This window comes from Streptomyces sp. SolWspMP-5a-2 (genome assembly GCF_900091845.1).
Taxonomy (GTDB): Bacteria; Actinomycetota; Actinomycetes; order Streptomycetales; family Streptomycetaceae; genus Streptomyces; species Streptomyces doudnae.
On the sequence record NZ_FMCI01000393.1, the window covers coordinates 1 to 12,034 of the forward strand.

The 12,034-nt window shown below is 66.9% G+C and carries 7 protein-coding genes and 7 pseudogenes; 4 read left to right on the forward strand and 10 right to left on the reverse strand.

From position 1 onward, the window contains the following. Both GA0115242_RS42685 and GA0115242_RS42690 read left to right on the forward strand, forming a co-directional pair. Positions 1 to 559: pseudogene (locus tag GA0115242_RS42685) on the forward strand (Tn3 family transposase); the annotation flags it as partial. 27 nt (positions 560 to 586) lie between these two features. Continuing rightward, positions 587 to 814 (forward strand): annotated as a pseudogene (locus GA0115242_RS42690) (Tn3 family transposase); the annotation flags it as partial. 457 nt (positions 815 to 1,271) lie between these two features. Here GA0115242_RS42690 and GA0115242_RS38975 read toward each other — a convergent pair. The 4 genes and pseudogenes from GA0115242_RS38975 to GA0115242_RS38995 all read right to left on the reverse strand — a co-directional run bounded on the left by GA0115242_RS38975 (position 1,272) and on the right by GA0115242_RS38995 (position 3,527). Then, positions 1,272 to 1,710: pseudogene (locus GA0115242_RS38975) on the reverse strand (DUF6010 family protein). Between the two features lie 293 nt (positions 1,711 to 2,003). Next, positions 2,004 to 2,457: pseudogene (locus GA0115242_RS38985) on the reverse strand (hypothetical protein). Next, the gene (locus GA0115242_RS38990) at positions 2,454 to 2,771 is read right to left on the reverse strand and encodes a hypothetical protein (RefSeq protein ID WP_093836386.1); all 318 of its coding nucleotides are present in this window, start codon (positions 2,769 to 2,771) and stop codon (positions 2,454 to 2,456) included. The pseudogene GA0115242_RS38985 and the gene GA0115242_RS38990 overlap by 4 nt, the downstream one beginning before the upstream one ends. Positions 2,772 to 2,837: 66 nt before the next feature. Continuing rightward, a complete protein-coding gene (locus tag GA0115242_RS38995) occupies positions 2,838 to 3,527 on the reverse strand; it encodes a DJ-1/PfpI family protein (RefSeq protein WP_093836387.1) in 690 nt (229 codons plus the stop codon). A gap of 197 nt (positions 3,528 to 3,724) precedes the next feature. Here GA0115242_RS38995 and GA0115242_RS39000 point away from each other — a divergent pair, with 197 nt between their 5' ends. Beyond that, positions 3,725 to 4,663, forward strand: a complete 939-nt coding sequence (locus GA0115242_RS39000) for a GlxA family transcriptional regulator (RefSeq protein ID WP_093836388.1) — start codon at positions 3,725 to 3,727, stop codon at positions 4,661 to 4,663. A gap of 1,111 nt (positions 4,664 to 5,774) precedes the next feature. Here the strand turns inward: GA0115242_RS39000 and GA0115242_RS42225 are convergent. Together GA0115242_RS42225 and GA0115242_RS39010 are read right to left on the reverse strand one after the other, a co-directional pair. After that, positions 5,775 to 5,894: pseudogene (locus tag GA0115242_RS42225) on the reverse strand (transposase); the annotation flags it as partial. A gap of 22 nt (positions 5,895 to 5,916) precedes the next feature. Continuing rightward, positions 5,917 to 6,504, reverse strand: coding sequence for an NADPH-dependent FMN reductase (locus GA0115242_RS39010; RefSeq protein WP_093836389.1), 588 nt, complete (start codon positions 6,502 to 6,504; stop codon positions 5,917 to 5,919). 87 nt (positions 6,505 to 6,591) lie between these two features. On the opposite strand from GA0115242_RS39010, the gene GA0115242_RS39015 reads away from it, so the two are divergent. Beyond that, on the forward strand, positions 6,592 to 7,080 hold the full coding sequence (locus GA0115242_RS39015; RefSeq protein WP_093836390.1) for a MarR family winged helix-turn-helix transcriptional regulator: 489 nt from the start codon (positions 6,592 to 6,594) through the stop codon (positions 7,078 to 7,080). A 19-nt stretch (positions 7,081 to 7,099) separates the two neighbouring features. Here the strand turns inward: GA0115242_RS39015 and GA0115242_RS39020 are convergent, their stop codons facing one another. The 4 genes and pseudogenes from GA0115242_RS39020 to GA0115242_RS39035 all read right to left on the reverse strand — a co-directional run bounded on the left by GA0115242_RS39020 (position 7,100) and on the right by GA0115242_RS39035 (position 11,038). After that, positions 7,100 to 7,357, reverse strand: coding sequence for a DUF6221 family protein (locus tag GA0115242_RS39020; protein ID WP_093836391.1), 258 nt, complete (start codon positions 7,355 to 7,357; stop codon positions 7,100 to 7,102). A gap of 33 nt (positions 7,358 to 7,390) precedes the next feature. Beyond that, positions 7,391 to 8,248 (reverse strand): annotated as a pseudogene (locus GA0115242_RS39025) (IS5 family transposase). A gap of 37 nt (positions 8,249 to 8,285) precedes the next feature. Beyond that, positions 8,286 to 9,181 (reverse strand): annotated as a pseudogene (locus tag GA0115242_RS39030) (leucine zipper domain-containing protein). Between the two features lie 594 nt (positions 9,182 to 9,775). Beyond that, positions 9,776 to 11,038: an alpha/beta fold hydrolase gene (locus tag GA0115242_RS39035; RefSeq protein WP_093836392.1), complete on the reverse strand. Its 1,263-nt coding sequence runs from the start codon at positions 11,036 to 11,038 to the stop codon at positions 9,776 to 9,778. Positions 11,039 to 12,034 lie beyond the last annotated feature (996 nt).

Genomic DNA, 12,034 nt, shown 5'->3' on the forward strand with positions numbered 1-12,034 from the left:
AACCAGGCGGTGGGCTGGGTGCGTCGGAACCGGGTGCTGCTGCCCGGGGTGAGTGTGCTGGCTCGGCAGGTGTCGGAGGCCCGGAAGGTCGCGGAGAAGCGGCTGCACGCCACCGTTGCGGGCGCGGCCCGCCGCGCCGACCCGGCGCTGCCGGGAGAGTTGATGGCGACCTTGAAGGCGCCGGAGGGGCATGGTTCTCGGAGCTGGAGCTGGAGCTGGAGCTGGAGCTGGAGCTGGAGCTGGAGCGGCTGCGCCGGCCGCCGACGCGGACGACTGGGACGGCGTTCGCCCGCGCCTTGGAGCGGGTGGACGAGATCGGCGCCTACCGGCTGGGGTGCCTGAGGCTGTCGCAGATCCCGCCGAACCGGATGGCCGCGCTGGCCCGGTACGCGCTGGGGTCGAAGGCGCCCCTGCTGGAACGGGCGGAGAGCCGAAGCGCACCGCGATGCTCACCGAGGTGATGCGGCACCTGGAGGCGAAGGCGATCGACGAGTCCCTGGACCTGTTCCAGGTCCTGATGGCCGCCCGGCTGCTGAACGCCGCCAAGCGCAAGACGGAGTAGGAGCGCCTGTCGACGCTGCCGCAGTTGGAGAAGGCGTCGCGGCTCTGCCACGGCAAGCGCGGCACCATCCACCAGGCGTACCGGGACGGGATGGAGGACCAGCTCGGAGCGCTCGGCTTGGTCCTCAGCGACATCGTGCTGTGGACCACGAAGTACACCGACGCCTCCGTCGAGGCACTTCGTGCCGAGGGCCACGAGATCCGAGACGAGGACTTCGCCCGCCTGTCCCCGCTCAAGCACAGAAACCTGAACCTGCTCGGCCGCTGGCTCCCTGCGCCGGCTGCGCGATCCGGACGCGCCCGAACCGGACGAGGACGACGAGGATGGCGCGGATTGACCGGGGTCAGGAAGCGACGAGGGCGCCGATCAGCTTGTGAGCGGCGGCCTTGGTCAGCCGTTTCGCGGCGGTGGCCGTCCGCTCCGGGGGGCCCGCAGCGCGATCGCGGTGCTCTTGATCGCCTTGATGTACTCGGCGTCGAACCGCTTGTTGCCCACCTGCCCGATGAGGCGGGTGAGGTACTTTCGCTGCGCCTCTCGGTACGATTCAAGATCGTTCCTTAGCGCTCAATTGAGCAGCATTCCCGGCGAGGCCCGAACCGACCAGGGCGACGACTTGAGGACCGTGTCCGACGTTGCGTGGGGCCACTCGTCGGCTGCTGGCGCACGACCACCACTGACCTGATGCCCCGGTCCCGTCCCACAGCGAAACTCAGGAGGGAGCAGAGGAGTGATCGTGCACGTGGTCTGCTGTGTGGTTGGGCCTGAACCAGCGGCGGATTGTCGCAATCAGGGAAGGTCCTCCGCGGAAGTACCACAGGGCGATGACCGGATCACAGATGGCGCAACCCAGGGATGAGTCGTGGGTGAACTGCAGGATGGGTTGGCTTGAGGTGGTGGGCTATGTCCCATGTGGTGTGGAGGAGCCAGCCGATGCCGATAAAGGTCCAGGAGTTCAGGCCGCGGTACGCGACGTATGCCGTGAGTGCGACGAATGGGAGCTCCCACGGGCCGAATCCGCCGCCGCTCAGATAGGCGGCTCAGGCTCCGCCCACCATGATCGCGTTGAAGCGGCGACGGTGTGGTTCTCTGATCAAGGACATCAGCAGGCAGTAGATGACGCCGATGAGTATCGGAGACACAAGGTTCATGAGGGCATGGCGCCTTCCGTCCTGGTGCGGCGGGAGCACCGCGGTGAAGTTGTCGCAGAGCGAGGAGCCCGTCGGCGCCGGGAACCAAGGCCAAGACCTTGGCCGTGCCGGGGTGTTCTGGAAGCGCCAGGTAGCGATCACGACGAAGAGGTAGGCGCAGCCGTGGGTGGGGCCCATCGCCGAGGAGATGGGCTTGAGGTGAATGGTGAATATGTTGGCCAGCATCACGATCAGTGAGATCGGCTCTGCGTGAGCCACGATGCGCAGGTGGCGTGGGGGCTGAGGTAGCACGGTCATCCTCCTGTGGTGGAGCCGGGCCGGATGACCATCAGTACCGTGACCATGGCCCAGAGCAGGTTGAAGACGCCGGCGAGCATGGCGAGGTGGCCCACCGCCGGCGGTGAGGCTGTGTCCACTGCCTCAGTCAGGGCGCGTTCCTGGGTGGGCAGGATCCGCAGGGCCAGTACGCCAGCGGCCAGGGCGGTCAGCAGTATCGAGATGATGGGCCAGGCATCACCGAGAACGCCGAGGCTGCTGGCGGTGGCGAAGCCGAAGAGGGGAACCGCAATGCCCATGCCCGCGTAGACGCGGCAGAAGCGGTGCAGGGTCCGCAGGGTGGCGACGGCATCGCCGTCGTCTGGCCCGCCGACGGTGCGGCGGAGCGTCGCGGGAAACATGCTCGCGGCGACGGTGACAGGGCCCGATGATGGCAGCCAGGACGTGCAAGGACAGGAGGAACTTGGTCACCTTTGGTGCTCCGGTGCGGTCTGACGCTCGCCGGTGACCTTCGAGGGCGGGAGACGGCCAGCCTTGGAAGTGCCCTTCAGAGTGTCGCCGTCGACTGTCACGTCGAAGGCCAGGTTCAGTCGCATGGGCTTGGTGACGGCCTGCTTCCAGGTGAGCCGGTCGCCGTCAAGGGCGACATCGCTGAGGGGTACTTCCTCGTCGGCTCCGCGGGCGACGCCGGTCAGGGTGCCGTCCTGTTCGCGGAGTTCGACCACGGCTTTGATCTTGCCGATGGGGGTGGAGATGGACAGATTCCAGGTGCCTTCGACGGGCATGGTGATGCTCTTTCTGACGGTGCAAGGAAGGTGATGAGCCGGTGATCGGCCTCTCAGGCCGGAAACTCAGAGAGCGGCGGGCGTCGGTCCCTGGGCACGCCAGACGGTGCCGCGCCGCTCGTGGGCGAAGAGTTCTTCGACAGCGTGCGCGATGCGGGGGCCTACCTCGCGCTCCAGCAAGTACAGGCCCAGATCGAGCCCGGAGGTGACACCGGCGCCGGTGACGAGGTCGCCGTCGTCCACGACGCGGGCGCGGACCGCGTGGGCACCGGTAGCATCCAGCATGTCCAGGCCCAGGTGATGGGTGGTGACGTGACGTCCTTCGAGCAAGCCGGCCATGGCCAGGACCAGCGAGCCACCGCAGACGGTGGCGACCATGATGTGCGGATCGTCCATCGCCTGCTTGAGGAGCGCGGGCAACTCGGTATTCAGTGTCCGGCCCAGCAGCACCGGGATGAACTCGTCCTGCTTCCACTCTCCGGCGCCCATTTCCACGTCCGGGACCTCGCCGGGTTCGCCGATCCGTCCCGAGGCGCCGGGCACGAGGACCATGTCGGCATGCTCCAGGTCGAGAGCGCCGGTGGCGCGCAGCACCAGTCCCCCCGTGCCGCTCACTACCTCGCGAGGGCCTTCTGCGCTGACCAGCTCGACGGTCACCGCGCCGTCCGACGCTGTGCGGCCCGCGTACAGCACTTCATAGGGGGCGATGACATCGAGTGGGTCGAAGCCGTCGAACAGAGCGATCTGGATGTGCATGGGTGACTCCTTCGGGGGCGATCTCCATCGGCACGCCCTGAAGTCAACAGGCTGTCGACGTGATCGCCTAGTGGCAGTAGTGCCACAGATCAACGGAATAGTGCCATTGCGCCTTTGAGTGCACTGACCTGGCTATTTTTGGATTCCGTGAAGAATCTACTGGCGAGTTCAGTTTGGTGATGGGGTAGTTTCCGGCCATGCATACCGTTGCCGTTCTCGCACTGGATCAGGTGATCCCGTTCGACCTGTCCACTCCCTTCGAGGTGTTCTCCCGGACTCGCCTGCCCGATGGGCGGCCCGGCTACCAGATTCGGGTGTGCTCCGAGCGCGACGAGGTCGACGCCGGAGCGTTCACCCTGCGCGCACCCTGGGGCCTGGAAGGACTGCAGGACGCGGACACGATCATCGTGCCGGGCGTCACCGACCCCACGGCCGCGCTTTCGCCCGCAGTACGCGACACGCTGCGTTCGGCCGCCACCGACGGCACTCGCATCGCCTCCATCTGTGTGGGCACCTTCCCTTTCGCTGCCACCGGCCTCCTCGACGGGCTACGCGCCACGACCCACTGGCGCGCGGCCCGCCTGCTGGCCGCCACCTACCCTGACATCGACGTTGACTCTGACGTCCTCTACGTCGACAACGGCCAGTTCCTCACGTCGGCCGGCGCCGCCGCGGGGCTGGATCTGTGCCTGCACATGATCCGCCGTGACTACGGCTCGGCCGTAGCCGCCGACGCCGCCCGCCTGTCGGTGATGCCGCTCGAACGAGAGGGCGGACAGGCACAGTTCATCGTCCACGACCACACCCCCACACCGCAGGGAGCTGAACTCGAGGCGCTGCTCGCCTGGCTAAGGGGCAACCTGTCACGCGACCTCACGCTCGCTGATATCGCCTCGCGCGCGGGGATCAGCACCCGAACCCTGATCCGGCGCTTCCGCGACCAGACCGGCACCACTCCGCTCCAATGGCTCCACCGAGCCCGAATTCGCCAGGCACAACACCTTCTCGAAACCACAAAGCACTCCGTCGAACGCGTCGGCAGTCAAGTCGGCTTCGGCTCACCCACTACCTTCCGTGACCGCTTCAAACGGGCCACGGGTGTCAGCCCGCAGACCTACCGCCGCACCTTCAGCTGACCCAGGCAGACATGGCAAGGCCCCGCGTTCAGGCGGCGGCGTTGTAGCCGACCGCAGCGGGTTCCTCGCCGCGCAGCGGGGTGAAGTCGATGTCCAGGCGGGGGTCGAGGCGGTTCCCGGTGGGTGCCGAACGCCGAAGCGATATCCGGTACTACCGGCCGCCTGGGGCCCAGGGGGTGACGGAGAGTCATTCTCATAAATGGCCATCTGTGAGAGATCTGCGAGACCCTTGGGGAGATCGCGTTTCCGCAGGTCGCCGCTCGCAAAAGGCCTCTCGAAACCAGCATGTTGTGCGAGGCGCTTCTGAGGAGCTTCCTGCATGGGCTCACACCCGATAAGGTAGTACTTGCGCCAGAACATCACGACTGCCCGAACTGTGACGCACCCAGCCGGCTCCGCCTGCCGCACCCGGGGCGGGAAGACCGCCGCGAAGTACGACACCCCCTGGCTTCGTCCTCGTCCCCATGCTCCGCGAGGAACTCGAAGTCCGCGTCCCCACCGACCGCCACCCCGGCCGCGCCGGGAAGCAGCAACCGGCGCTCGCGATCGTGCCCGCCCCCGCACCGAGCGACCGGTCCGCATCGGCTACGCCAGGACCTCGGCCGCGTATGGGCGGGCGCGCCGATCGCAAACGTGCTGCCCTCGGCGGAGTTCGATGTGGACCGCCGCCATTGCTGATGTTGTTGATTTTTTTCTGCCCAACCTCGGCCGATCTGGTGACCATGGACGGTCAGCGCAGTCTGGACGCCGTAGGCGATGCGGTCCTGGACTCTACGGAGATAGCAGTCGACGTCCATGCCCTGGCCGGTTCAGGGCTGCGCGTTCCGTCGCGGGGCGGCGAAGTCGAGCCGCCGACACCTTGCACCACCAGCCCGTCGTTGAGGACCGCCCTCGACGCCCAGCGCGGTCGCCGCTCGGACGAGCTCCGGGAATGTCGGCGCCAGGTCGGCGCCGCGCCGGGCTTGGAGGTGGGGCGCCGGGCTGGCGAACAAGCCCAGTAGATCCGCGACCATGCAGCAGCCACCGCGCACCTGTGCGGCGCCCACCCCGCCCCTTTCGTCGTCTCCCGCACCGTCAGGTCACGCCAGGGAGCCCCAGTTCGCAACCGCTATAACGCGTCGTTGATTACCTGCCGGTGGTCGCGCCACGGACGGCCGGGTTCATCGGCAACCGGCAACAGGGGCGACAGCGCCTCCCCCGCAGGGGCCGTCGGCTCGCCGCATCCTGTCACCGGATCCGTCACGAACTGGCCCTCATGCAGCCTTGGGCGTCTGCGTCTTAGCTTGGCGCACCCTGCGCAGGGCACCGGACCAGGCGATCACCTGGTCGAGCATGTCGCCTACGGCGGTATTGAGGCCCTCCTGGGGGGAGAAGGTGCCGGTGGTGAACGAGGGGTGTGTCGAGATGGTGGGCTGGGCGCGGACCGTGGCCACCTGGAGTTCGGCGAGGACGAGCCGCAGCGCCTCGGCGGCCCGGGCCCCGGCGACCCAGCCGCCGTAGCTGATGATCCCGGCGGCCTTGTCGTTCCACTCCCGGTAGACGTAGTCCAGGGCGTTCTTCAGGGCTCCGGGGTAGGAGTGGTTGTACTCGGGGACGAGGAACACGTAGCCGTCGAAGCTGGCGATGAGTGAGCCCCAGGCGCGGGTGTGGTCGTGCTGGTATTGCTGGAGGTTCGGGTTGCCAGGCTCGTCGAGGTTGCCAAGTCCGTGGTCGGCGAGGTCGATGAGTTCGTAGTCGGCTCCACCGTGGGCACGGGCGGCCTCCAGTGCCCAGGCTGCGATCTGGTCGCCGCGGCGACCAGGGCGGGTGCTTCCGAGGATGAGTGCGATGCGAAGTGGCATGGTCTTCCCTCCCATTGAGTTGTCACGTCAACTCTAGATTGAAGTGGGTTGATGTGACAACTCTGCTGGTCGCGGTATCCTCGTGACATGACGGAGACTCGATTGCTGGAATCCGAGGAGTGGAAGTTCTGGGATACCTGGATGCGTGCACGGCGTCTGCTCACCAGGGAGCTGGAGCGTGGTCTACAGCGCGACTGCAATGTCTCCAAGGCCGAGTTCAGCGTGCTGGTGACGCTGTGGCAGGCTGTCGGCCGCGAGATGCGTGTCGGCGAGCTCTCCGAGTCGCTCGACTGGGACAAGAGCCGCGTCTCACATCAGCTGACGCGCATGGAGAAACGCGGCTTCGTCAAGCGCACCCGGTACGCGGTCGATGGTCGCCGCGCGGGAATCGGGCTGACCGCCGAGGGTCGCGGCGCCGCCCAGAAGGCCGTACTCGTGCACGGCGACAACATCCGTCGCTACTTCCTCGACTCACTGACCCCCGAGCAGGCATCAGTCATCCGGGCATGGAGCGAGCAAGCCGTCGATCGCCTTGACCGGCATGGCAGCGATGCTGCCAGCGGCGGCGCGTCTTAGGGACTGTCTCTTTGAAAGGCTACGGGCACCATTCCCGCTGGTAGGCGGGGTGTTCGGCGTAGGACTGGGCAAGGACTCGCAGCGCGTAGGCCAGGCCGGCTGAGCGGGAGTCCGAGGGGCCCATTGCTTTGTAGTTGTTCGCCAGTTGCTCGATCAGGTCGAGCATGGGGAGGTGGCTGTCGAGGAGAGCCTCGCCGCCCAGGGTGCCGGCCACGTAGGCGTAGGCGTGGTTGTCGTCATTGATACGTGCGACGAGGAACTTCACAAGATCGTCCATGTGGCCATCCTCGCGGGCGAGGTGCTTCGGCGGTCAAGTGGCTGTCCAGATGAGGATGGCGGCGAGGTGGAGTGCGGCCTGGTAGGCGATGGCGAGCTTGTCTGTTCGCATCGCCAGGCCGCGCCACTGCCTGAGCTGGTTGATTCAGCGTTCGACAGCGTTGCGCTGCTTGTACGCCTCGGCGTCGAAGGTCGGTGGACGGCCTCCGTCGCGGCCTCGCCGCAGCCGGTGGCCGACCTGGTCGGAGGGCTGGGGGATGACAGTGCGGATTCCGCTCGTCGGAGGTGATTGCGGATCGCGCGGGATGAATACGCACGGTCCGCCAGGATTGCGTCGGGTCGGGTTCTGGGTTGGCCGGGGCCGCCTCGCAGAACACGGATGCTGGCCATGACGGTCTCGAAGGCCGGGGCGTCGCCCGCCTGGCCTGCGGTGATGCGAAGGGACAGGGGTCGTGCACGGCTGTCGCTGGCGATGGGGACTTTCGTGCTCAAGCCGCCGCAGGAGCGTCCGACGGCGTGGTCGTCAGGTTCGGCGCGGCCTGGCGCCCCTTTTCCTGGCCCTGGCAGCATGCTGGTGAGCCCGGCAGACGGTGGAATCCACCGAGACGGTTCAGCCGATGTCAGCATCAGCGTCGGCTGCTGCCAAAATTACGGCGAGGATGCGTTCCCAGGTGCCGTCCACGGCCCACCTGATCAGGCGTTTATGAGCGGTCTGGAACGGGCCGAGCTCGTCCGGCAGGTTTCGCCAGGGAGAGCAGGTGCGGCACTTCCAGGCGATGACTCCCAAGGTTCGGCGGTGATTGGCCCATCGCCGACCGCGGACGGGATCGGCCGGTATCAAGGGCTCGATCCGGTCCCACATTGCATCAGTGATCACTAATCGGACAGGCATATCTGATCAACCGACCAGCCGATCAAAGAAACACGCTCTAGATGTATTGACCCGCAGCGTTGTTCACACGGCTGATGGGTGGCTGGCCGCCGCGTGCGGTGTGGCAGCGGTGGTGGTTGTAGGTGTGCAGGAAGTCTGCCAGGGCGGCGGTGCGTTCGGTGTTGCTGGTGTAGGGCCGGACGTAGGCCCATTCGTCGAGCAGCCGGCTGCGCCGAGGTCGGCCAGGGCCTGCTGCCAGGCGAAGCTCTTGCGGTAGGGCCAGGCGTTGTCGGTCAGGACCCGCTCGATGCGGTCGATGCCGGTGGTCTGGAAGAAGGCCGCGGCCCGTCGCAGGAAGCCTGCGCAGATGGCCGCCTTCTCGTCCGGGTGGATCTCGCTGTAGGCCAGGCGGGAATGGTCGTCGACGGCGGAGTGGACGTAGTCGAAGCCCATTCCGCTGCGGGTGGTGCGGCCGGCCTTGCGGCCCAGCACCTTGTGGCCGCCCCCGTCGGGGATCCGGCCGAGTTTCTTCACGTCGACGTGGAGCAGCTTGCCGGGCCGCTCGCGTTCGTAACGGCGGATGACCTGCCCGGTGGGCCGGTCCAGGAAGGAGAGTCGGTTCAGGCCGTGGCGGGTCAGGATCCGGTGCACGGTCGAGGTGGGCACTCCCAGGATCGGGCCGATGCGGGCCGCGCCGAGCTTGCGGGTCCGGCGCAGTTGGCAGGCACGTGCCTCCACCGCCGCGGGGGTGCGGTGCGGAGTCGTGCGCGGCCTGCTGGAGCGGTCGGCGAGTCCGGCGTCGCCCTCGGACCGCCAGCGGCGGACCCACTTGTGGGCCGTGGCGCGTGAGATGCCCATTTCGGCGGCCACATGAGCGACGGGACGGCCCGAACGGACACGTTCGACCAGCAGTCGCCTGCCGTGGACGGTCAGCCGGGCATTACGGTGGGACACGAAGACCTCCGTGTGCGGTGAGCCTAGACACCTCCACCACACCGGAGGTCTTCGCCACGATCAAGCCCGGCCAGCGTTAACAACGCTCATGCTCAATACATCTAGACCGCGTCTCGCACCGCCATAGAACTAGCAGATACGGCCCTGGGTGTTGTCGGATGGGCCCAAGGAAGGTCATCCGCCTTGGACCCATCCGGGGGCAACAACTCTCCGAGAGTTATTGAGGGCTGCATGACCCGGATGTTCCATCGGTACGCCTGGTGCTCGCCTCCGTTCTGAGGCGCCGCCGCTCCGCCGTCCGAAACGCCGCACTCCTTCCGGTCTATGAGGTGCTGTCGCCCGGTCGCACCGTGCCAATCCCGCCAGACCTGGGCAGCGGAGCTCTGAAATAGCCTGGCCGGGAAGGCGACCAGGCGCAGCCGCCAGGAACGGACGGCCTATGACCAACGCCTCGCAGTCTCAACCTGTCCCGTGCCCCGGCCTCGGAGCCTGACTCTTCCACAGCCCGGGCAGCAGACCTCCTGTGCCAGTGGTGTGCGGGTTTCTGGCCGTACGGGGCGACCACTCGTAAAGTCCGCGCGCCGTTCCATACCGTCACGGTTTGGTTGCTGGGCAGGCGGATCCGTCGAGCGGTACTGTCAGCGACAGCAAGTAGGCGTCGCCGATCTGCCTGGTGCACTCCGTTCGGTCGTACACGCCGTGTCCTGCTCCCTCATAGGTGACCAGGACGGTTCCCAGGACTTGCTGGCGTCGCACGGAGGCGGCGTTCTCGTATGAAGTCGCCGGATCGTGTTTACTGTTAAGGAGCAGGGTCGGCACTTCCGTGTCCATGACGCCGACGTGCTGCGGTGTGTCCGCGTCAGGAAGGCCCAAGCAGGAGGTCAGCGCCTCGTTGCCGCGGACCGAACCGGCGGTGCGCGGAGAGATACGCTGTGCCTCCCTTGTAAGTGCCTTGTATTCGGTAAAGGTGCGTGCCCGGAAGTCCCGATCGGCACACGTGACAGTCGTCAACGCGGCTGCGGAAAGACTGACGTCACTCACTCTCCTACGGGACTCCATTGCGTCCGCGACACCGCCTTCGTCTACATCTCGCACCCATGAACTGAACTCGGCCCAATCCGGACCATAGGCGGCGGCGGTGAGAGTGCTGCTGAGGTCGTGCACAGTGATCGGACTCGATTGATCTCCTGGGGTGACGAGTTCACCGCGTGACGCCCTTTCGAGGAGGCGGTCCCAGAAAGCATCGAGGTCGAGGCCCCACAAGGGCGACTCGGAGGTGCTGGTATTCCACAGTTTCCACTGCTCGAAAGAGTCGGCGGCCGCGCGGGCGGAGGCGGCCACGAAGGCATGTGCGTCAAGGGCTCGGTCCACCAGCGAGTCCAAGAGCATCGCGCGCACGTTCCCGCCGTGGCGTTCTGCGTAACGCTGGCCGATGACGGTGCCGTAGGAGAGACCGTAGAAGCTGATCTTGTGCTCGCCGAGTGCTTCGCGCAGGGCGTCCACGTCGCGCACGACATCGTCGGTCGAGACATGCCGCACGATGGGACCGGAGTGCTGGACGCAGTCCTCGTGGAGCTGGCGGTTGTGTTCGCGCAACGACTCGAACTCCGCCGACGACGAGGGATAGCTGGTCGGTCCGCCGAAAAGCAGGTCGCTCGAACACCGCACAGGCTGGCTGAGTCCGACGCCTCGCGGGTCGAAGCCCACGATGTCGAAGCGGGCCAGGATTCCTAGACTGAAGACCCACCGCGCGCCGAAGGTGAAGTTGACGCCTGACTCGCCAGGGCCACCGGGGTTGACGACCAGAACCCCCAGGCGGTGATCAGGGTCCGTCGCACGGTGACGGGCCAGAGCCATGGGGAAGATGCCGGCCGCGGGGTGATCGGGGTCAACCGGCCGAGGAAGGCTCCCGCACTCGAAATCCGGGCGATCCGCACAAGGCGTCCAGATGACGGCTTGGGGCGACGCGCCGGCCTTACCCGGAGGCAGGGACGAGAGCAGCACTCCGGTCGCCGCAGCGATGACGAAGCAAGTGGTCGAGCGGCCACCGATGCGAGCAGTCCACCGCCCGGCAGCCCGGATCGCCCGGACGAACGGCCCAGGCCGTCCGTCCGTCGATGACGGAACAACTTCGGGTTCTAGCGACAACAAGTGATACCTCCGACGGCTAGCGTTTAGGCTCGGCACGATTCTTTCTCGGCCCCGTCTGTCCCTCCGAAGTGAACGGGAAGAGCGGGGGCTTGGTGGTGGGTCGGGCCCTGGCGAACAGTGACTGTCGTCCGTGAGCTGTTCTGCGAAAAGTCGCAGAACAGGTCTCCGTAAGGCCTCTCGGATCGTCGATAAAGCATCGAACAGGTGTTCCAGGGCTGTGTCGGCGGAACGAGGTGGCTTCCGTCTGTACGCATCCAGGGACGCGCAAGGCCGCAAGAGGTTGTCATGATCACTGAACCTTCCGAGGGACCCACTCGACGGCAACGGCCCGGAGCGTGATTGTGGGCGCCGGGGAGCCACTGGCGACTGTGCGGCAGGGCCCGTGGTGAGTCGGCCCGCTCCTACCGTCCCGGAGGGGGAACACGGAGGGCCAAACCGAGCCGGCCCCGCCGCGCACAGCAAGTCACCTGGCTGCCCCAAAGTCCCGCGGCCTGGCGGGCACCTACTCTCCCGAAGCGGATTTATGGCCCGGGCGGCAGCGGCGATGGTAGCGGGAACTGCGGCAAGGGCGGCTGCGATCAGGTTTCCCGGAACGGCCAGGCACGGGATCGTCTGCCCGACGGCAGGCCAGGCGCACGGCGTGGCGCAGAGGTACGGCACACCAAGAGGTGCGGTGGTTGATACTCGCCGACGGTAAGACGA